General features: G+C 31.4%; 19 protein-coding genes and 18 tRNA genes. 33 read left to right on the top strand and 4 right to left on the bottom strand.

Translation table 11 applies throughout. The features are described from left to right. Window positions 1–41 precede the first annotated feature (41 nt). From O5Y44_RS07390 to O5Y44_RS07280, 23 genes are all read left to right on the top strand, one after another. Window positions 42–117, top strand: a tRNA-Val gene (locus tag O5Y44_RS07390). Between the two features lie 5 nt (window positions 118–122). Next, window positions 123–198: transfer RNA gene (locus O5Y44_RS07385), tRNA-Thr, on the top strand. An 8-nt stretch (window positions 199–206) separates the two neighbouring features. Further along, window positions 207–282 (top strand) — tRNA-Lys (locus tag O5Y44_RS07380). A gap of 7 nt (window positions 283–289) precedes the next feature. Further along, window positions 290–374: transfer RNA gene (locus O5Y44_RS07375), tRNA-Leu, on the top strand. A 13-nt stretch (window positions 375–387) separates the two neighbouring features. Beyond that, a tRNA-Gly gene (locus O5Y44_RS07370) sits at window positions 388–462 on the top strand. A gap of 14 nt (window positions 463–476) precedes the next feature. Continuing rightward, window positions 477–563, top strand: a tRNA-Leu gene (locus O5Y44_RS07365). Between the two features lie 8 nt (window positions 564–571). Next, window positions 572–648: transfer RNA gene (locus O5Y44_RS07360), tRNA-Arg, on the top strand. A gap of 10 nt (window positions 649–658) precedes the next feature. Beyond that, window positions 659–735 (top strand) — tRNA-Pro (locus tag O5Y44_RS07355). A 30-nt stretch (window positions 736–765) separates the two neighbouring features. Further along, window positions 766–841, top strand: a tRNA-Ala gene (locus tag O5Y44_RS07350). A 27-nt stretch (window positions 842–868) separates the two neighbouring features. Next, window positions 869–945 (top strand) — tRNA-Met (locus tag O5Y44_RS07345). Window positions 946–974: 29 nt separating this feature from the next. Continuing rightward, window positions 975–1,051 (top strand) — tRNA-Ile (locus O5Y44_RS07340). Window positions 1,052–1,059: 8 nt separating this feature from the next. Further along, window positions 1,060–1,152: transfer RNA gene (locus O5Y44_RS07335), tRNA-Ser, on the top strand. A gap of 10 nt (window positions 1,153–1,162) precedes the next feature. Continuing rightward, window positions 1,163–1,236, top strand: a tRNA-Met gene (locus tag O5Y44_RS07330). A gap of 14 nt (window positions 1,237–1,250) precedes the next feature. After that, a tRNA-Asp gene (locus O5Y44_RS07325) sits at window positions 1,251–1,326 on the top strand. A 25-nt stretch (window positions 1,327–1,351) separates the two neighbouring features. After that, a tRNA-Phe gene (locus O5Y44_RS07320) sits at window positions 1,352–1,427 on the top strand. Window positions 1,428–1,431: 4 nt separating this feature from the next. Next, window positions 1,432–1,504: transfer RNA gene (locus tag O5Y44_RS07315), tRNA-Thr, on the top strand. Between the two features lie 15 nt (window positions 1,505–1,519). Beyond that, window positions 1,520–1,603: transfer RNA gene (locus tag O5Y44_RS07310), tRNA-Tyr, on the top strand. 5 nt (window positions 1,604–1,608) lie between these two features. After that, window positions 1,609–1,679, top strand: a tRNA-Trp gene (locus O5Y44_RS07305). Between the two features lie 196 nt (window positions 1,680–1,875). After that, window positions 1,876–2,760 (top strand): ParB/RepB/Spo0J family partition protein, encoded by an 885-nt coding sequence (locus O5Y44_RS07300; RefSeq protein ID WP_271987458.1) that lies wholly within the window; start codon window positions 1,876–1,878, stop codon window positions 2,758–2,760. After that, a complete protein-coding gene (locus tag O5Y44_RS07295) occupies window positions 2,738–3,496 on the top strand; it encodes a ParA family protein (RefSeq protein WP_371465847.1) in 759 nt (252 codons plus the stop codon). Before O5Y44_RS07300 ends, O5Y44_RS07295 begins: the two co-directional genes overlap by 23 nt. Beyond that, window positions 3,489–4,349, top strand: a complete 861-nt coding sequence (locus O5Y44_RS07290) for a ParB/RepB/Spo0J family partition protein (RefSeq protein ID WP_271987457.1) — start codon at window positions 3,489–3,491, stop codon at window positions 4,347–4,349. Before O5Y44_RS07295 ends, O5Y44_RS07290 begins: the two co-directional genes overlap by 8 nt. Before the next feature lie 2 nt (window positions 4,350–4,351). Then, entirely contained in the window at window positions 4,352–5,215 is an 864-nt protein-coding gene (locus tag O5Y44_RS07285; RefSeq protein ID WP_271987456.1) for a mechanosensitive ion channel family protein, read from the top strand. Window positions 5,216–5,226: 11 nt separating this feature from the next. Continuing rightward, window positions 5,227–5,412, top strand: coding sequence for a DUF951 domain-containing protein (locus O5Y44_RS07280; RefSeq protein WP_271987455.1), 186 nt, complete (start codon window positions 5,227–5,229; stop codon window positions 5,410–5,412). Window positions 5,413–5,455: 43 nt separating this feature from the next. Here O5Y44_RS07280 and O5Y44_RS07275 read toward each other — a convergent pair whose 3' ends face one another. Continuing rightward, entirely contained in the window at window positions 5,456–6,061 is a 606-nt protein-coding gene (locus tag O5Y44_RS07275; protein WP_316447510.1) for a TetR/AcrR family transcriptional regulator, read from the bottom strand. Between the two features lie 203 nt (window positions 6,062–6,264). On the opposite strand from O5Y44_RS07275, the gene O5Y44_RS07270 reads away from it, so the two are divergent. Next, window positions 6,265–7,386 (top strand): YhgE/Pip domain-containing protein, encoded by a 1,122-nt coding sequence (locus O5Y44_RS07270; protein ID WP_371465846.1) that lies wholly within the window; start codon window positions 6,265–6,267, stop codon window positions 7,384–7,386. A gap of 93 nt (window positions 7,387–7,479) precedes the next feature. Here the strand turns inward: O5Y44_RS07270 and O5Y44_RS07265 are convergent, their stop codons facing one another. Continuing rightward, window positions 7,480–8,028 carry a TVP38/TMEM64 family protein gene (locus tag O5Y44_RS07265; RefSeq protein ID WP_271987452.1) on the bottom strand — a complete coding sequence of 183 codons (549 nt, stop codon included), beginning with the start codon at window positions 8,026–8,028 and terminating at the stop codon, window positions 7,480–7,482. Window positions 8,029–8,173: 145 nt separating this feature from the next. Beyond that, window positions 8,174–9,022, bottom strand: a complete 849-nt coding sequence (locus O5Y44_RS07260) for a VOC family protein (protein WP_371465844.1) — start codon at window positions 9,020–9,022, stop codon at window positions 8,174–8,176. Between the two features lie 271 nt (window positions 9,023–9,293). Here O5Y44_RS07260 and ychF point away from each other — a divergent pair, with 271 nt between their 5' ends. Then, a complete protein-coding gene (gene ychF, locus O5Y44_RS07255; RefSeq protein WP_003147405.1) occupies window positions 9,294–10,394 on the top strand; it encodes a redox-regulated ATPase YchF in 1,101 nt (366 codons plus the stop codon). A gap of 106 nt (window positions 10,395–10,500) precedes the next feature. Further along, window positions 10,501–11,793 carry a DUF6792 domain-containing protein gene (locus tag O5Y44_RS07250; protein WP_371465843.1) on the top strand — a complete coding sequence of 431 codons (1,293 nt, stop codon included), beginning with the start codon at window positions 10,501–10,503 and terminating at the stop codon, window positions 11,791–11,793. A 42-nt stretch (window positions 11,794–11,835) separates the two neighbouring features. Here the strand turns inward: O5Y44_RS07250 and O5Y44_RS07245 are convergent, their stop codons facing one another. Continuing rightward, window positions 11,836–14,187: a transglycosylase domain-containing protein gene (locus O5Y44_RS07245; RefSeq protein WP_371465842.1), complete on the bottom strand. Its 2,352-nt coding sequence runs from the start codon at window positions 14,185–14,187 to the stop codon at window positions 11,836–11,838. A 180-nt stretch (window positions 14,188–14,367) separates the two neighbouring features. Between O5Y44_RS07245 and tyrS the strand changes: the two genes are divergently transcribed. The 7 genes from tyrS to O5Y44_RS07210 all read left to right on the top strand — a co-directional run bounded on the left by tyrS (window position 14,368) and on the right by O5Y44_RS07210 (window position 20,826). Then, window positions 14,368–15,621, top strand: coding sequence for a tyrosine--tRNA ligase (tyrS, locus tag O5Y44_RS07240; RefSeq protein ID WP_371465841.1), 1,254 nt, complete (start codon window positions 14,368–14,370; stop codon window positions 15,619–15,621). A gap of 36 nt (window positions 15,622–15,657) precedes the next feature. Continuing rightward, on the top strand, window positions 15,658–16,332 hold the full coding sequence (rpiA, locus tag O5Y44_RS07235) for a ribose-5-phosphate isomerase RpiA (protein WP_102170393.1): 675 nt from the start codon (window positions 15,658–15,660) through the stop codon (window positions 16,330–16,332). A 17-nt stretch (window positions 16,333–16,349) separates the two neighbouring features. Then, complete coding sequence (locus tag O5Y44_RS07230) at window positions 16,350–17,387, top strand: hypothetical protein (RefSeq protein WP_371465840.1); 1,038 nt, start codon at window positions 16,350–16,352, stop codon at window positions 17,385–17,387. Between the two features lie 132 nt (window positions 17,388–17,519). Then, the gene (locus O5Y44_RS07225; RefSeq protein ID WP_371465838.1) at window positions 17,520–18,524 is read left to right on the top strand and encodes a hypothetical protein; all 1,005 of its coding nucleotides are present in this window, start codon (window positions 17,520–17,522) and stop codon (window positions 18,522–18,524) included. A 134-nt stretch (window positions 18,525–18,658) separates the two neighbouring features. After that, window positions 18,659–19,348 (top strand): hypothetical protein, encoded by a 690-nt coding sequence (locus O5Y44_RS07220; RefSeq protein WP_271987443.1) that lies wholly within the window; start codon window positions 18,659–18,661, stop codon window positions 19,346–19,348. A 94-nt stretch (window positions 19,349–19,442) separates the two neighbouring features. Then, window positions 19,443–20,486, top strand: a complete 1,044-nt coding sequence (locus tag O5Y44_RS07215) for a hypothetical protein (protein ID WP_371465837.1) — start codon at window positions 19,443–19,445, stop codon at window positions 20,484–20,486. A gap of 22 nt (window positions 20,487–20,508) precedes the next feature. Continuing rightward, window positions 20,509–20,826 carry a metal-sulfur cluster assembly factor gene (locus tag O5Y44_RS07210; protein ID WP_003147395.1) on the top strand — a complete coding sequence of 106 codons (318 nt, stop codon included), beginning with the start codon at window positions 20,509–20,511 and terminating at the stop codon, window positions 20,824–20,826. The last annotated feature ends 20 nt before the right edge of the window (window positions 20,827–20,846 follow it).

The raw sequence follows: 20,846 nt of genomic DNA, 5'->3' as shown, positions 1-20,846 counted from the left end.
TTACGCCCTGTGAGACTAGAACGTTGCCAGGCTTTTGATTCGGAGGTTTAGCTCAGCTGGGAGAGCACTTGCCTTACAAGCAAGGGGTCAGCGGTTCGATCCCGTTAACCTCCACCATTTATGCCGGCCTAGCTCAGTTGGTAGAGCAACTGACTTGTAATCAGTAGGTCGGGGGTTCAAGTCCTCTGGCCGGCACCATTTATTTAGAGCCATTAGCTCAGTTGGTAGAGCATTTGACTTTTAATCAAAGGGTCGAAGGTTCGAGTCCTTCATGGCTCACCATTCTTTTGCGGGTGTGGCGGAATTGGCAGACGCACTAGACTTAGGATCTAGCGCCTCACGGCGTGGGGGTTCGACTCCCTTCACCCGCACCATTTCTAGATATTCGCGAAAGTAGTTCAGGGGTAGAACATCACCTTGCCAAGGTGAGGGTCGCGGGTTCAAATCCCGTCTTTCGCTCCAATAGTTAATATAGTGCCGGGGTGGCGGAACTGGCAGACGCACAGGACTTAAAATCCTGCGGTAGCAATACCGTACCGGTTCGATTCCGGTCCTCGGCACCATTATATTAGCGCCCATAGCTCAATTGGATAGAGCGTTTGACTACGGATCAAAAGGTTAGGGGTTCGACTCCTCTTGGGCGCGCCATTTAAATATACGGGAAGTAGCTCAGCTTGGTAGAGCACTTGGTTTGGGACCAAGGGGTCGCAGGTTCGAATCCTGTCTTCCCGACCATTTAAAAGAATATTTAAACATTATTAATATGGGGCCTTAGCTCAGCTGGGAGAGCGCCTGCTTTGCACGCAGGAGGTCAGCGGTTCGATCCCGCTAGGCTCCACCATTTTAAATAATGAATTTAGCCTTTATTGGCGGCGTAGCTCAGCTGGCTAGAGCGTACGGTTCATACCCGTAAGGTCGGGGGTTCGATCCCCTCTGCCGCCACCAATAATAGTTAGTGAATTCTCTAGGAACACGGACTCTTAGCTCAGTTGGTTAGAGCTATCGGCTCATAACCGATCGGTCGCAGGTTCGAGTCCTGCAGAGTCCACCATTTATCAAGGAGGAATACCCAAGTCCGGCTGAAGGGATCGGTCTTGAAAACCGACAGGAGTGTAAAAGCTCGCAGGGGTTCGAATCCCCTTTCCTCCTCCATTTTTATTATCGCGGGATGGAGCAGTCTGGCAGCTCGTTGGGCTCATAACCCAAAGGTCGATGGTTCAAATCCATCTCCCGCAATTTTTTAATAATTAGGTCCCGTGGTGTAGCGGTTATCACGCCTGCCTGTCACGCAGGAGATCGCGGGTTCGATTCCCGTCGGGACCGCCATTTTTTTATGTAAAAATTTAATAATGCCTCGATAGCTCAGTTGGTAGAGCAATGGATTGAAGCTCCATGTGTCGGCAGTTCGACTCTGTCTCGAGGCACCATGTTGCCGGCCTAGCTCAGTTGGTAGAGCAACTGACTTGTAATCAGTAGGTCGGGGGTTCAAGTCCTCTGGCCGGCATTTTTTTTATATTTTGGGAAGATAGCGAAGAGGCTAAACGCGGCGGACTGTAAATCCGCTCCTTAGGGTTCAGTGGTTCGAATCCACTTCTTCCCACCATTCTTAGGGACGTAGTTTAACGGTAGAACAAAGGTCTCCAAAACCTTTGGTGTGGGTTCGATTCCTGCCGTCCCTGTTCAAAGTGTAATCATTTATGATTACACTTTTTTTTTATCAAAAAAATAACTAAATTTCATATATTCTCAGGAAATATTCTTTGAAATACCTAAAATATACAGGTTATAGTGTTATATTTTTTGGGAAATACTTTTGACAAAAGATAGTAATTATGTTATTGTATTATTGTATAGAAGTGCCATAGGAGGTAAAATATGAGTGAAAGTGTAAAACCATTTAGTAAACTGTATGATTTAACACAAAGAGCTGAGAAAGTCGGTATTTCAGATGATGATGTCCTTAGAGAAATATTAGTTGAAAAGATTGTTCCTAATAAATATCAGCCTAGAAGAGAATTTACAGAAGAAAAAATAAAAGAATTAGCAGAGTCTATAAAACAAAATGGATTACTTCAATCTATTACTGTTCGTGATATAGGGAATGGGTTTTATGAGCTTATAGCTGGGGAGAGAAGATTAAGGGCTATTAAGTACCTACAGTATCCTACAACTAAAGCTATTGTAAAAGAACTTACAGATGAACAGATGGCGACTCTTGCGCTAATTGAAAATATTCAAAGGGAAGAATTGACACCTATAGAAGAGGCGCATGCATATCAAGAGTTATTAAGCATCAATAAGCTTACTCAAGATGAGCTTGCGAAATCATTAGGGAAAACACAGGCTACTGTTGCTAATAAGTTACGATTATTAAAATTAAGTGATAAAGTTATTGATGCTATTAATACTAAAAAAATTACTGAGCGACATGGTAGAGCTATGGTTAAATTAGATGCTTCTGCTCAAGAGAAATTATTAATTCAGATTTTATCACAAAATCTAAATGTTTCTCAAACAGAAGAAAAAATTGATACTTATTTAAAGATTAAAAAAGATATTAAAGTTTTTAATACTGCCGTTAATTATGATGGTCAGAAAGTTATAGCAAAACTTACAAAAGAAATAGCAAAATTAGAAGAAAAGTATAATATTAGTCTTAACAAAGAAGAAGAAGAAAATATGGATAGTGTGGTTATTAAAGTTACCATACCAAGATACGTAAATAAAGAGGTAAAAGATGAAAATTTTAGCGATATGTAATCAAAAAGGTGGAGTTGGTAAAACAACTACTTCAATAAATTTAGCTGCGTCTCTAGCACATTTAAAGAAAAAAGTATTATTAATAGATACTGATCCACAGGCTAATGCTACGAGCGGTGTAGGTGTAGATAAATCAGCGATAGAACAATCAATTTATAACATACTTGTTGATGAAGTTAATATTAATGATGTTATTTTAAAAACAGCTTATGAGAACTTAGATATAGTTCCATCTAGCATAGCATTAGCAGGTGCAGAAGTTGAACTAGTTTCAGCGATTAGTCGTGAACAACGTATGAAAAATGCAATTTCGGAAATTAAAGAAAAATATGACTATGTGGTAATCGATTGTCCACCGTCTTTAGGTCTAATTACGTTAAATTCTTTAACTGCAGCTAATGGGGTAATAATTCCTGTACAAACTGAATATTATGCCTTAGAAGGGCTTAGCCAGCTTATGAATACATTTAATATAGTTAGAAAGCACTTGAACTCTAAATTAGATATTTTCGGTGTATTACTTACTATGACTGATAGTAGAACAAATATATCTAATCAGGTAGCAGAGCAAGTTAGAGAACACTTTAAAGATAAAGCATTTAACACAGTTATTTCAAGAACTGTACGTTTAAGTGAAGCACCAAGTTTTGGTGAACCAATTATTGAATATGCTAAAAATTCTAATGGTGCAAAACAATATTTATCATTAGCTAAAGAGGTGATTGAGCGTGGCTAAGAAACTAGGTAAGGGATTAGGTCGTGGTCTTGATGCAATTTTCGCTACTGAAAATGTAGAGTTAACTACTGATAGCGATAAAATAGTAGAAATCTCATTAGAAGAGATTAAGAAAAATCCATATCAACCACGTACTTATTTTAATGAAGAGAAGTTAAATGAATTAAAAGAATCAATTGAAAAAAATGGATTATTACAACCTATTATTGTAAAAAAAGCTGTAAAAGGTTATTATATTATAGCAGGGGAGCGCCGTTATAGAGCTTTTGAACTGCTAGGTAAGAAAGAAATTCCAGCTATTATTAAAGAAATGACAGATGAAGAAATGATGATTTTTGCGGTTCTAGAGAACTTGCAACGTGAAGATTTATCAGCGCTAGAAGAATCAGAAAGTTATAAAAATCTGATGGATAAAATGTCATTAACCCAAGAAGAATTGGCTAAGAAACTTGGTAAAAGTAGACCGTATATCGCCAATAGCTTACGACTATTAAAATTACCTACAGAAATAAAAAATAAGCTTGAACAAGGGCTAATAAGTGCAGCTCACGCAAGAACTTTACTTTCATTAAAAACAAAAAAAGCTATGGAAGAAGTTTGTGCTTTAGTAATTGATAGAAAAATGTCAGTTCGTGAGCTAGAAGAATATGTAGCGAAGTTATTAAAACCTAAAGAGATTAAGAAACCAAGAGCTAAGGATATATTTATAGAAGAACAAGAAAACAATCTTAAAAAACTGCTAGGAACTTCTGTAACGATTAAACAAAGTCGTAATAAAAAAGGTAAGATAGAAATTGAGTTCAAAGATAATGATGAATTTGAACGTATTATTTCATTATTCAAGGATGAGTAATTATGAATTTTATTGAAAAGATAAAAACATCAGTAAGCAACACTGACTTACTAATCACAGTTTTAGAAAAAATATTACTTATAATCGTAATTTTTATTATTGCATCAATTTTAGTACGTATATTTAATAGAATTATTGATTATATAATGACAACTGGAGATAATGCCAATAAGAAGTTTAATATAAAGTTTAATGAGAAACGATCAGAAACTTTACATAAACTTGTAAGAAGTGCAGTTCGTTATACAGTATACTTTATTGCATTTTTCCAAGTATTGTCAATCCTAGGAGTTAATACTACAAGTATTGTTGCCAGTGCAGGTATAGCATCGGTAGCTATTGGTTTTGGTGCACAGAGCTTAGTTAAAGATATTATATCTGGATTTTTCATTATTCTTGAAGGACAATTTGATGTAGGAGATAATGTGAAAATATACAACCAAGCAGCTTTTATTGCAGGTGGTTATGTAATGTCACTTGGTTTACGTTCTACTAAGATCCGTTCTAAAAATGGTGAAGTTTACTTTATTCCGAATGGAACTATTAATCAAGTTGTAAATTACTCATTAATGTACAACTTAGCTTTAGTAGAGTTACCGATAAAAATTGATAAATCTATTGAAGAAATAGAAGACCGAGTAAACAAAGTAGTTAATAATGCTAATAATAAAAAAGAATATCATGATTTATTATATAAGAACGATAAATTCCATATCGATTATATAGAAAAAATTGCTGACAACGTTGTTACAATTCATGTTATTGGAAAAGCAAAAGTTGGGAAAAAACAAGATGTGGAAACAATGTTAAGACGTGATTTTTATAGAGAGTTTGAATCTTCATTAACATCGAATGAAGAAAAATAGGAGGTTGGATTGTGGAATACGAATTAAATGATATAGTTGAAATGAAAAAACAACACCCTTGTGGAACGAATAGATGGCAAATTACACGTATGGGAGCAGATATAAAGATAAAATGCCTAAAGTGTGATAATAACATTATGATGCCAAGACGTGAGTTTAACAAAAAAATTAAAAAAATATTAGAAAAACATTCTTAATATCAATGAAAGACAACAAACACATGTTTTGTTGTCTTTTTTGTTATATCATTTTGTCCTTTAGAAAATTGACTACTCCATTAGAATACAAAGAACTGTAAAATAAGAAAAGTTCAGTAGGTGTTAACTCCTGATTATCTGTCCAGTAATCTAATATAGACATAAAACTTCCAACTAAAAATTGAAATAACAATTCTATTTCTTGATTGCTAGCATTTAAATTTGCAAGATTAGATGTTTGTTTGAAAATATCAAGCATAGTAAGACGAATTTTTTTTCTAAAGCTGTTACTTCCGTTGTGACCCAGCAATATTTTTATTTCATTTAAACGTCCTTCGTATACAATAAAAAGGTTTGTATCAGTACTAACATAGTCTGTAAGTTTAAAGTCTTTAGTAATCTCATTTTTATTGATTTTATTTATGATATTAGATTGATAAGTAAGAACATCATTTAAAATATTATCTTCAATTTTTTCTAACAATTCATATTTGTCAAAATAATGCCTATAAAATGTTGAACGATTAACATTTGCAAGTTCCGTAATATCATTAACAGTAATCGCTTCGAATTTTTTTGTTTCCATTAATTTAAGTAATGATTCTTCGAATTTTTTTTGAGTTTTTGTTATTTTTTTTTTATATACCATAGAAATATCCTCTTTTTTATATTAAATAAGAAACAAATTATAATAATTTGTCTAAAATGCAACAATTTGTAGTAATTTGACTCTCGTTTTTTATTCATAAAAATTATATAATAAAACCATCAAAAGAGCAACAAGGTGTTGCAAAAAATATAAAGAAAGAATTTAGAATAAAAATATCTATAATCGAAATAGAGGAAAAGAAAATGAAAAAATATGGAAAAATAACAGGAATACTTCTTTCTGTTGCCGTAGTAGTATTGAGTATAATTATGAGTACTCAAATACCAACAGTAAATCCAAAAATTACAGATTTACCTCTCGCAATAGTAAATCAAGATAAAAATGAAACAACTGCTACGATGATAGAAAAACTTAAAGAAAGATCAACTTTAAATGATAATGTTAGTGTAAAATGGATAGAAGTAGGTAGTAAAGATGAAGCTATAGAAAAAATGAATAATAAAGAATACTATGGTGCAATTGTTATTCCAGAAAATTACACAAAATCTTTAGCTACATTAGTGTCTTCTAATCCACAAACCCCTGAATTCACAGTACTTGTTAACCAAGGTATGAATAGCCAACTTTCAGCTCAAGTCTTACAAATTCTTACACAGGTTGTGAATAATAGTGGGAAGATGGTTAGCACACAAATAATAAAACAAGCTGAAGCATCAAATAAGCCTTTACCAGCAAAAGTAATTGGAAACTTAATGAATCCAGTTAGAGTTAACGTAGAGAATATTAATACTACTGGTGATTTCTCAACTGCTCCATCAGTATATTTTTTACCAATTTGGATAACTTCTTTAGCAGGAAGTATTATATTATTTATGTATAGTCGTAAAGAAGAGAACTCAATTAAAGATAAAGCAGTACAAAAAATAGTTCAACTATGTATATTAGGTTTAGTTTCTATAACACTAGGCTTACTGGCTCCGTATTTCTCAGAAAGGATTTTAGGAGTGACAGTAGATAATTATTCAGGTATTGCAACATTTTTAAGTATTGCAACATTCACATTTATGACGATAATCTTTGGTACAATTAGCTTAATAGGACTAGCAGGAGCTCCACTGTCTGCTTTACTATTATTCTTTGCAATGCCATTGCTATCATTAGAACCTGAAATGCTAAGTAGTTTCTATACAGATTGGGTGTTACCATGGTTACCAATGCGTATGTTATTTGACGGAGTAAAAAATATTTTATACTTTGGTCAAGGTGCTTGGAATCTAGCTACTAAAGAATTGATTTATGTAGTAATAGTTGGTGTAACTTTAACATTAACAAGTATAATAAAAAAAGAAAAAGTTAAAAATTAAGATAAAACTACCCCTTTTCAGGGGGGAATTATTATAGACCCATATAAACAAGCTAGTGAATCTTTAAATAGAATCATTAGCTTTTTATTAATATTATTTATTAAATTGCTTTGCTACTTTAGAACTGATAAAGACAAAAGATAAAACAATAATTATACCGTATAAAAATTCTATACTTCCAATGTTGTTAAGAGTTGTACCGAAGTGTAACCAAATCATTTTTCCAGGAATCAGGCCTATAATGTTACCGATAAAATATTTTTTAAAAGATATTCTAGTTAAACCATATGAGTAACAGATAACACTGTTTGGAAGAACTGGGATTAATCTATAGATTATTAGAAACATTGTTAGTTTATTTTCACTTATACCGAAAATTGTATCATATTGTTTTTTCGATAGTTTTTTTGCTAAGTATTTTTCTACATAATCACTGGCAAAATATCTTGAAATGATAAACATCACGCTAGTATAGATTATTGATGCAATTATCGAAAGGATAAAACCATGAGTAAAACCAAATAAATAACCACCAATCGCAGAAAATATTCCTGGTGGGAATAAAAATATTGGTAATATAGATGCTAGTATAAAAAAAACTATAGGTGCAAAGCTACCAAATTGTGCTATAAAATCTTGCATAGTTCCTCCTTCTACTAAAATAATATTCTTATTATATCATAAAGCTAGGGAAATAGGCGAATAAAAACTAAAAGTGAGTGACTCGAAAAGTGTGATTTCAAAGAAATTGATTTTGATGAGTCACCCACGTAAAGATTTTTAAATATTATACTTCTTTTATTAAATGAATTTCAATTCCATTAGGATCATTAATGATGATTTTTCCGTCATATTCAGAGATGATTTTAGCGTTGTTATTTTTTATATTTTCCACAACTTTGTTGTAAGTAATATCATCTATAAATATAATTTCAAAATGATCTAAACCAGGTGTACCTTTTTGTCTAAGACTTAGGTTAGGACCACCCCAGTGGTTAACAGCAAGGTGATGATGATAATCACCATAAGCAATCCAACTTGCACTAGCCACAGTGAATTTATCACTAAATCCTAGTACTTCTTGATAGAAGTTAGAAGAAACTGTAGAGTTTTGAACACTTAGATGAACATGACCAATAATAGTACCCACTGGTAAAGAATATGGAACTACAGTTTCAGAAATATTAAGTAGATGATTAGCATCTATAGGTTCAGTTACTCCTATGATTTTACCGTCTTCTTTTCTATCCCAAGTACTTTCATCTTTGTCGTAATATACTTCTATGCCATTACCTTCAATATCACTTAAATATAAAGCATTACTATAACCATGGTCAGATCCACCATCTAAAGGAATGTTTGAGTCTATAAAGTGACGTAGTATATTAGCTAGACTTTGTTCATTTGGAACTAGATAAGCTATGTGATATAGTCCATAAGAACGAACTAGTGGACCATCAACTTTTTTTAAGTTAAGAAGCGGAGTGTTATCAGAAGTACCTAAAGTAGCTTCAGTTTCATTTTTAGAAATTATAGTCATACCCATAGCTTCTGAGTAGAATTTAAGCTGTCTTTCAAAGTTTACAACATTAAGTGTTGCAGTTCCAAGTTTAGTATTTGAATTGTATTTTTTCATAGTTAATTACCGTCCTTTTAATTTTTTTCACAGAAATTTATATCTTGTAATATATTTTACATACCAAAATATTTTTTGTAAAGTACATACTTTTTTAATAGTTAGTATCTTTTAATATACTAATAAATAATATTAATGATTATTAACAAAATATTTTTAAATAGCATAATAATAAATGATAAGTTTTGTGTTTTATGTTATAATAGTTAAGTTGAGTAGGCAAGGCCTAAGTAATATAAGAAATTAATGAAGAAAAGGAGTGATTAATACTATGGCATTAACAGCCGGAATAGTAGGATTACCAAACGTAGGAAAAAGTACACTTTTTAACGCAATTACAAAAGCAGGAGCATTAGCGGCGAACTATCCTTTCGCAACAATTGATCCAAACGTAGGAATTGTAGAAGTACCTGACCACAGATTAAATAAATTAACAGAATTAGTAGAACCTAAAAAAACAGTACCAACATCATTTGAATTTACAGATATTGCTGGTATCGTAAAAGGTGCATCTAAAGGAGAAGGACTAGGAAATAAATTCTTAAGTCACATCCGTGAAGTAGATGCAATTTGTCAAGTTGTTAGATGTTTCGAAGATGAAAACATTACTCACGTTGCTGGTGGAGTAGATCCATTATACGATATCGAAGTTATTAACTTAGAGTTAATCTTAGCAGACTTAGAAAGTGTTGAAAAACGTATCGGACGTGTTGAAAAACAAGCTAAACAAAAAGATAAAGATGCTGTTGCAGAATTTGCAGTACTTTCTAAAGTACGTGATATTCTTAAAGAAGAAAAGCCAGCTAGACTTTTAGAATTCGATAAAGAAGAGCAAAAAATCGCAAAAGGATTACATTTATTAACAATGAAACCTATGCTTTATGTTGCTAACGTAAGTGAAGATGATTTACTAGACGTTGATGCTAACAAACACGTTGCAAGTGTTCGTGAATTTGCTGCAAGTGAAGGAAGCCAAGTTATCGTAGTTTGTGCAAAAATCGAAGAAGAAATGGCTTCATTAGAAGATGAAGAAAAAGCAATGTTCTTAGAAGAACTAGGAATTGACGAAAGTGGATTAGACAAACTAATCAAAGCTAGTTACAGCCTATTAGGATTAGCAACATACTTCACAGCAGGTGTACAAGAAGTACGTGCATGGACATTCAAAAAAGGTATGTTAGCTCCTGAATGTGCTGGAATTATCCACTCAGACTTTGAACGTGGATTTATCCGTGCTGAAACTGTAAGTTATGATGACTTAGTTGAATACGGAAGTATGCCAAAAGCTAAAGAAGCAGGTCGTGTACGTCTTGAAGGTAAAGAGTACGAAGTAAAAGACGGCGACATTATGTTATTTAGATTCAACGTATAATAAAAATAGAATTCTATATTTTCTCATTAAGTGAGAAGATATAGAATTTTTATATTCTCTATAAAATATGTTATAATTATTTTTATATAAAAGAGGTGATTTGACTATGTTAAGATTTTTCCATAATCCATTACTTGTAGCTAAATTAACAGAGTATGAGTATTTAATTAAAGGAAATAAGAAACAGAGTACAGCAGAATATAAAATAAAAAGAATTATAAAAGATGTTACTGGAGAAGTTTTTGAGGATATTGAAGTATATAATAGTGGGCTATCAGTTCCAAAGATTACCAAAAATGGATTCCAATCTACTGCGATATACATTCCAGAGCTTAATGAGCTTCTTGTTATTTATAGAGGAAGTGAGAGTGAAGATATTAGCGATTGGTTTTATAATTATACAGGAATCGTTTCGGGGGAAAATACTAGCCAAATAGATTCTGCATGTAAATTTACTAAGTTTTTAAAAAGAAAGATTGTAAACTTTGACTCTTGTTATAAAGTTGCTGCTGGTCACTCTCTTGGGGGGCATATAGCAATTACTGTGGAACTACTAAAGCAGACATATCAACGAGTTTACACATTTAATACAGCTTTACCTCAGTTAAAACAACTAAGAAAATACGATAAAAAATTTAATAAAAAACTGGAAGAATATTTTTTAGAAAAAGATTTAGAAGAGACTAACAAACTGCAGGATTTCACTTCTAATTATTATGCAAAAAATGCTCATCATATATATAATTTTGTGAGGAAAAATGATTTCATACAATCGTTAAATATGACGGTGGGAACATTTCATGTAGGAAAAACTATAGAGTTTCCTGAGATAATAAAGAACTTTGTTGCGCCTGAAGAGTATTTAACAGAAGAGGATACGTATGAATTAGATAAAATTTTCTGTGATTTTTATAATAGGTTAATTGAAAAAAATATTACACCAGATGATGTAGTAGAAAATCAAAAACAGGTGACGGATGAATTTATAGGATTGATTGTAGAAAAGATAAAAATACCAATTCAACAACAAATTAGTAATTTCTCTTATAAAAAGGGAGTAAAAACTTCTAGTGAAGTAGGAATTATAGATTCATACAGAACATTTAAGGCAATTTATAATTACTTATTGTATTTAGCACACTCAGGAATCATATCAGATGATGTAATAAATTGTAATGATAGTAAAAAAGCGACAACACTCTATGAAAAAGTAATGGGAGATGCGAGTAAATCAAATCTTAAGAATTTATTAAAACCATTGCAAGAATTTTACACATTAACTAAGGCAATTTATACGCTAACTCATGCTAAAGGTTTAGACGATGTAGGAAATTGGTCAGAAATAGCTGAAGCACATGATTTACCATCTTTCTACGATGTACTAGAAAAAGTGAAATAATAAAAGTCAACATGAAAATATCATTCATGTTGACTTTTTAGTTTAATCTGAATTATCACCAGGCGAAACTGGTTTCAAGATAGGGGGAGGAGAAGATGGAGTTGTAGGAGTGACAGAATCTGAACTATTATTTGTTTCTTTTTTATCTTTGTCTTCCTTCTTCTCTTTATCTTCTTTTTTGTCTTCTTTTTTAATTTCTTGTTTCTTAACGACCACTTTTGCTGGATCTCCGAATGAAACGGCCTTATCTATATTAGAACCTAATTTAGCTAATGTTTTTTCTTTAGATAATTCTTTAAATCCAGTAGGGATAAGATCTTTTGTACCACCTTTAGCATTATTGTAAGGATTAATGCTAGACTCAGTAACTGAGCTCGGTCGCGTGAATGCCGTATCAGGAGAAAGAATATTCTTATCTAATGCATATATAGCATTCATAACAGCAACCCAACTTCGTTGAGCGTAGTCATAACTTGGTACTTTTGCAGGACTATCATAACCATTCCATAGTCCAACAGTTACCTTAGTAGTACCACCAACAACCCAAAGGTCTTTATAGTATTCAGATGTTCCTGTTTTAACAAATAGATTTTTTGAGCTGAATTTTAGTTTGCTTGGCATATCTCTAGATGTACCATAGCTCTTATTAATAACATCTCCAAGCATATCTACTATTAAATAACTTGTAGATTCTTCATAGATTTTAACAGGTGAAAAATCAGCTTTATAAATAACTTCACCATCATTATTTTCAATTTCTTCAATGATGTGTGCTTTTTTGTGTTCACCTTTATTTCCAAAAGTAGAAAATGCACTAGTATTTTCTGTTACAGAAAAGCCATACGTCATACCACCAATAGATGTAGCTAGGTTTTCTTTATCACTAGCTGTAAGGCCACCGATATCCATTTTCTCTAAGTAATTCTTTACAGGTTCTTCTTTTTGGAAGGCAGAATATAATCTTATTGTTGCTAAGTTAAGAGATCCTCCTAATGCTTGTCTTGCTGGAAGATAACCATGTTGTGACATATCATAGTTTTCAGGGCGCCAACCGTTATAGTTGAAACGTTTATCTAGAAGAGTAGAGTTAGGTGTAATATAACCTTTATCTATTGCAGGTCCATAAACTAATAATGGTTTTATTGTTGAACCTGGAGAACGTCTTGTTCTTGTAGCATGGTTAAGTTGTTGTTTGTTGTAATCCATACCACCGATAAACGCTAAAATCTTACCACTATTATTTTCTATTACTGATGCCCCAATTTCTAATGGATAAACAACTCCTCCTTGAGAAGATGTTGGATAAGAAGCGAATTGTTTTTTCGTTTCTTGAAGTGTGTCATAAAGTTTTTTATCAAGTGTTGTTTTTACTTTATATCCACCTGTAATAAATTTGATTCGACTTTTTTCTATTAACTCGTTTCTGTAGTCTGAGTTAGTCTTGAAGTCTTCTTGTCTATTATTTCTTGTTGCTGTTTGTTCAGCTAGAATTTCAGCAACTGAACTAGTAACCTCATCACGAATGTATGGATAGTCAGTGTATTCAGAATATTTTTGTTTAGTAAATGCACCTTTAATGTCGAACTGCTTAGCTTCTTCCATTTGCTCTTTTGTGATGAAATCATTTGCTACCATTCTTTCAAGTACATATTTTTGTCTATCTAGACCAGCTTGAAGTTCTTCATCAGGGCGAACATTACCAGCTGCATCAAAAGGTGTGTATTTATATGGTGATTGAACAAATCCAATTAAATATGCTGCTTGTGCCACATTTAAATCTTTAGAATGAACACCGAAAACACCTTGAGCAGCAGTTTCTATACCACTGATATTTTGACCTAAACTATTTTTCCCGAATGGAGCAACATTTAGATAATTCTCAAGAATTTCATTTTTTGAGAAGTGACTATCTACACGTAGTGCTAGTAATATTTCTTTCGCTTTTCTTTCGTAAGATCTAGAATTGTCAAGAAGCTGATTTTTTACTAATTGCTGAGTGATTGTACTTCCTCCAGATGTTCTAGCTCCTGTAGCTTCACTATGTGTAGCCCTTAGTATAGCAAAAATATTAATTCCGCTATTAGAGTAGAAGTTAGAGTCTTCGCTCGCAATTATTGCATTTTTGACATTGTCTCCTAGATTTTCGTAAGAAACAGTTTTTCTAATTAATTCGGAGTTTATTGTACCAAGTTTTTCTCCACTACCAAAGTATACTTCACTGTTCTTACTAATGTTATTTATTTGTTCCTTCATTTCTTTTTGAGTTAAAACAGGTTGATCTTTTACAAGGCCACCTACATACCCAATAGCAAGTCCCATACTTAGACTGATTAACAGTCCAAGTGAAAGAAGGAGGGTTTGAGTCATAGAAGTTAATATCTTCTTAAATTTCATTGTAATCTCCTTAGATTGCATACTATTGGTTATATTATACCATATTTTTATATGAAAGACTAAATCATATGCTAGTGAATAATATATTTTATATTCAAATTAAAAGAAAAAGATAAAAGAAAAAATGAAAATATGATATAATTGAATTAAGTGTATAAAAATTGATATGGAGGCATTTTAATGAGTAAATTATTAGAAGATTTAAAATATAGAGACTTAGTTTACCAACAAACTGATGAAGAAGGAATTAAAGAATTATTAGAGAAAGAAAGTGTGTCAATTTACTGTGGTACAGATCCAACAGGAAACTCATTACACATTGGTCACTTACTTCCATTTTTAACATTAAAAAGATTTCAACAACATGGACATAAACCTGTTATTTTAGTAGGTGGAGGAACTGGTATTATCGGAGATCCATCAGGAAGAAGCGAAGAACGTCAATTACAAAGCCTTGAAGTAATCGAAGATAACGCTCGTCGTCTTGAAGCGCAACTTCGTAATATTTTCCGTGGAGATGACAATATCGAATTCGTAAATAATCTTGACTGGTTAGGGAAACTATCTATGATTGAATTTTTACGTGATTACGGAAAATTAGTAAACATCAATTACCTATTAGCGAAAGATTCAATTTCAAGCCGTTTAGATAATGGATTATCATTTACAGAATTCAGTTATACTATACTACAAGGGATTGACTATGCTTACTTAAATGAACACCACAATGTAAAATTACAAATTGGTGGTTCTGACCAATGGGGTAACATTACTACTGGTCTAGAAATAATGAGAAAACTTCGTGGAGATGTTGAAGCATATGGATTTACTATCCCATTAATGCTTAAATCTGATGGAACTAAATTTGGTAAATCTACCGGTGGAGCAGTATGGCTAGATCCAGAACAAACAACACCTTATGAATTTTACCAATTCTGGTTTAACACTGCGGATACAGAAGTAGTACCGGCTCTTAAAAAATTCACATTCTTAGAAAAAGGCCAAATTGAAGAATTAAGAGAAAGTTCAGAAAAAGAACCACACCTACGTCTTGCTCAAAAAGCATTAGCTGAAGAAATGGTGAAAATTGTTCACGGTGAAAAAGCATTAGAAAGTGCATTAAATATTACAAAAGCACTATTCTCAGGAAACATTAAAGAACTAACTCACGACGAATTAAAAGCAGCTGTTAAAGGAATGCCAAAATCTGAATTAGAGAAAAAAGAATACAATATCGTAGACTTCCTAGTTGAAAGCAATCTAGTTCAATCAAAACGTCAAGCACGTGAAGATGTAAACAATGGGGCTATTTATGTTAATGGAGATAGAATTACAGACTTAGAATATGTTGTAGAAGCTAAAGACAGACTTGAAGATAACTTCACTGTACTTAGACGTGGTAAGAAGAAATATCTATTAGTAGAATATAAATAATTTAAAAGTAACATATACATAAAGAGGGGAACCGAAATGAATCTAAAAGAAGTTGTTGGTAAAAAAGCTGTAGATTATGTAAAAGATGGTATGATCGTTGGTTTAGGGACAGGTTCAACTGTATTTTATTTTGTTCATGCACTTGCTGACAGAGTAAAAGAAGGATTGAATGTTGAAATGGTATCAACGTCAATTCAAACGGTTGAACTAGCTAAAAGTTTGGGTCTTTCAATCAAAGAACTAGAAGAGATTGATCACATTGATCTTGCTGTTGATGGAGTAGATGAAATCGATAAGGATTTTAATGCGATAAAAGGCGGAGGAGCAGCATTATTTAGAGAAAAAATAGTTGCTGATATTGCTCGTGAAGTAATCTGGATCTATGACGAAAGTAAAGATGTAGAAAAACTTGGGAATTTTAACCTACCTGTAGAGATATTACCATTTGGATATAGTCATACTATAAGAAAAATGGAAGAAGCGGGCTTAAAACCAGTGTTAAGATTAAAAGATGGAGCAACTCTTATAACAGACAACAATAATTACATAGTAGATTTACACTTAGGTTACGGATTTGATATTAAAGCTGTAAAAGAAAAACTAGAAAGTATAGTAGGAGTAGTAGAGCATGGCCTATTCTTAAACATGTGCAAACTATGCATTAAAGGAACAGAACAGGGAGCTGTAATTATAGAAAATCCAAATAATTAAGGACGTGAAGGAAAGTTATGAGGAAAAGTTATTTAAGAGGAACATGGTTAAAACTATTCTTTGCAATATTGTTCGTTCTGATGAGTATCGGGGGGATACAAAGCATTTATGATGATATAACAAAATCAGCAGAAGTGCAGTATAAAGAGGGAAAACAATTCCAAAAATCTAGTGGTTATACTTTTATTAAGGTAGAAGCCCTTGAAGAGTTAGATATTGCAGATGATAGCTTAAAAGATAATCAAAAATTCTATATGCTCCAGCATGAACATGGTTTTGTAATGTTAAAAGCCTCTAAGGAAGATGTTAAGAAATTAATACAAAGTAATGATATACCAAATGAAAAATTAATAGATTTAAAGGATAAAGATATTTATTCTCCTGTTGATGCCATCTTTGAAAGAGGAAGCAAGGGGAGAAAGAATATCTCTCCAGAATTAAAAGAAAAATTTAAAAATGCTGCAGAGCATAGTTCACTAGTTAGGGCAAGAGTTTCAGACATAGTTAATGAAATTGTAATAAAGAAAAGTGTAGATAGTGCTTCAAGTAAATTACGAGAAAAACCATTTGCTTCACAGTTTTATTTAATAGTGCCTGGTAAAGGATATTATATTATGACTTATGTAGTGGAAGTAGTAATTCTTATTATTACATTTTTCTCAGTTAAATCTGTAATAAAGAATATTAGAAAGAATAAAGCTGAATATGAAGAATTATTCATTAAATATCCGGAGACAGAACGAGATTTAGATATTTTAGTACGAGAAGCAAAATATATAAACAAAAAATTAAAAGTCCTAATATACAAAGATGCATTAATATTATACGGCAAAGGGTTCAATTTCCAATTATTATCAGATTTTTCAAAGGTAACTTTTGGTAGAGAAATTCGAAAAGGTAGAGTTGTAAGCTATATAGCACATTTCCACAATAATTTTGAAACAGACGAAAAAGTAAAAGTCTGTTCGAACTATAAAAATTCAAGAGAAGATATTGATGAATTAGGAAAAACATTAAAACAAACCTTTGGAAAAACAGTAAGATATAATTATTGATAAAAATGTAATAATATTAGAAAACTAAGGCAATACACGTAAATACGGCATATAGAGTATTTTAAAAATATATAAAGAAAACAAAAAGTATAATTATAGAAAATCTAAATAATTAAGGACATGAAGGAAGTTATGAGGAAGAGTTATTTAAGAGGAACAAGGTTAAAAATATTCTTTGCAATATTGTTTGTTTTGTTTAGTATCGCATCGACCATAGGACTATATAAAGATTATATAAGATCAGCAGAAGTTCAGTATAAAGAAGGAAAACAATTCCCAAAAGTTAGTTGGTATACTATTATTAAGGTAGAGGCCCTTGAAGAATTAGATATTACAGATGATAGCCTAAATGATAATCAAAAATTCTATATGCTTCAGCATGAACATGGTTTTGTAATGTTAAAAGCTTCTGAGGATGATGTTAAGAAATTAATTCAAAGTAATGATATACCAAATGACAAAATAATAGATTTAAAGGATAAAAATATTTACTCTCGTGTTAATGCTATATTTGAAAGAGAAAGTAAGTGGGAAAAATTAAATATCTCTCCAGAATTAAAAGAAAAATTTGAAAATGCTGCTGAGCACAGTTTAATATTTAGAGAGAGTGTGTCAGATAATCAATCAAGTAAATTACAAGAAAAACCATTTCTTTCCAACTATTATTTAGCAGTACCTGTTAAAGGATCTGATATTGGAGCTTATGCAATGGAAGTAGTATTTCTTCTTATTCCGTTTTTCTTAATTAAATCTGTAATAAAAAATATTAGAAAAAATAAAGCTGAGTACGAAGAATTATTCATTGAATATCCGGAGACAGAACGAGATTTAGATATTTTAGTACGAGAAGCAAAATATATAAACAAAAAACTAAAGGTTCTAATATACAAAGATGCATTAATAATATATGGTAGAGGGTTTAATTTCCAATTATTATCAGGTTTTTCAAAGGTAACTTTTGATAGGGAAATTCGAAAAGGTAGAGGTATAAGCTATATAGCATATTTCCATAATAATTTTGAAACAGACGAAAAAGTAAAAGTCTGTTCGAACTATAAAAATTTAAGAGAAGATATTGACGAACTAGGAAAAACATTAAAAGAAACTTTCGGGAAAACAGTAAGATATAATTTTTGATAAAAAATATTAAAATATTAAAACGTTAAGAGAATACCTGAAAAATAGCGAATAGAGGGTATTTCAAAATTTATAATGAAAACAAAAAGTATAATTATAGAAAATCTAAATAATTAAGGACGAAAAGGAAAGTTATGAAGAAAAGGAGACCAAAAGGTATAAGGTTAAAATTAGTTTTTGCTATAATGTTTATTTTTGTTAGTATTATAGCTGTTGGATCAACATATAATGACACCATACAATCTCCTGAAAGGTCATATGAAAAAGGTGATCAATTTGAAGGTGAAAGTATAGGGATTACATATGTTAAATTGGAAGCTCTTGAGGAACTAGATATAGTAGATAAAGAACTAGACGAAGACGAAAAATTTTATATGGTTCAACACGAAAATGGTTTTGTAATATTAAAAGCTGCACAAGATGATATTAAGAAATTAATTCACATTAGTGATGTACCAGAGGGAGAAATAATAAATCTAAAAGATAAAAATATTTATTCTCGTGTTGATGTAAAAAGCGAAAAAGGAAGAAAGAGAGACAGAGTTCATATTTCTTTTGAATTATTAGATAAATTCAATGATGCAGCAAAACATAGTTCTTTGATTAAGGGAAGAGTTTCAGATGTATTAAAAGAAGAGGGCTCAAATAAAACAGAATCTTACTATAAAAAATTAAAAGAAAAACCTTTTGTTTCTAATGTTTATCTAATAGTACCTGGTTATTTATATTACATGGGTACTTATGTATTTACTACGATTTTTATTCTAGGTACATTATTTTTGATAACTTCTATAATTAAAGATATTAGAAAATCTAGAGATTAATATGAAAAATTTATTATTGAATATTTATAGATAGAACGTGTTATAGATATTTTAGTGTGTAAAGAAAAGTTTAAATAAAAAAGGAAGTGAAGTTATGAAGAAGAGTTATTTAAGAGGAACAAGGTTAAAAATATTCATTGCTATAAACTTGATTTTTGTTAGTTTGATCGCTACTAGAGCTTCATATAATAGCTATACAAAGTCTGCTGAAACGTTATATAATGAAGGTGATCAATTCACGGGGAATTATTCCGGAATTACTTATATTAAATTAGAAGCAATCGAAAAACTTGATATAGTAGATGAAAAATTAGCTGACGATGAAAAATTTTATATGGTTCAACACGAAAATGGTTTTGTAATATTAAAGGCTACACAAAAAGATATTAAGAAATTAATCCAAAGTAGTGATGTTCCAGAAGGCAAGATTATAAATCTGAAAGATAAAAATCTTTATTCTATTATCGATGTAATAGAAGAAAAAGGAAGCAAAGGAAAAACTAATATTTCTTCTGAATTGTTAGATAAATTCAATACTGCTGCAGACCATAGTACTTTGACTAAAGTTAGAATCCTAGAGGTAATTAAAGACCTTGGATTAGATAAGACAGAAGCTAATTATAAAAGTAAATTACAAGAAAAACCTTTTATTTCAAATGTCTATATAAAAGTACCTGGAACTATATATTACCTAGGTATTTATGGATTTCCTGCTGCTATTGTTTTGGCTACATTATTGTTAATTAGATCTATAATAAAAGGTATTAGAAAATCTAAAGCGGAATATGAAGAATTATTCATTGAATATCCAGAGACAGAATATGATGTAGATATTTTAGTGCGAGATGCAAAATATATAAATAAAAATTTAAGAGTTTTAATATATAAAGACGCATTGGTATTTTATGGAGGGGTGTTTAATTTCGAATTATTATCAGGATTTTTGAAGATTACTTTTAGTGATATAAATGATTCGAAAAATAATATCCAGTACTATACAGCGGAAATTCATAGAGAATTTGAATCAAATGAAGTAATAAAAATGTGTTCATATTATAAAGATGCAACAGCAGAAATTACTGAATTAGGAAAAATATTAAAAGAAGAATACGGAAAAGAAGTAGAATATGATTTTTAAGAATAAGAAAGAGGTAGAATAAATGGAAACATTAAAAGATAGAGTAATAGAAGCATTAGAAAATGTAATAGACCCTGAGCTTGGTATCGATATAATGAACCTAGGACTAGTATATGATGTTAAGATGAGTGATGATAATAAGCACGCTATAGTGGACATGACATTGACATCTATGGGATGTCCTCTAGCTCCTATTATCATCGAGCAAGTTGAGACAGCAATGCTTGGTGTTGATGAGATAGAAAAAGTAGATGTAAATATAGTTTGGGAACCAGCATGGACAAAAGACAAAATGTCACGTTATGCTAAAATTGCACTAGGGGTAATAGATTACGAGTAAAATATAAATACAAAAAGCAA

It is taken from the genome of Gemella sp. 27098_8_155, assembly GCF_041433725.1.
GTDB lineage: Bacteria > Bacillota > Bacilli > Staphylococcales > Gemellaceae > Gemella > Gemella haemolysans_D.
This window is presented reverse-complemented; position numbering and strand designations above follow the sequence as displayed.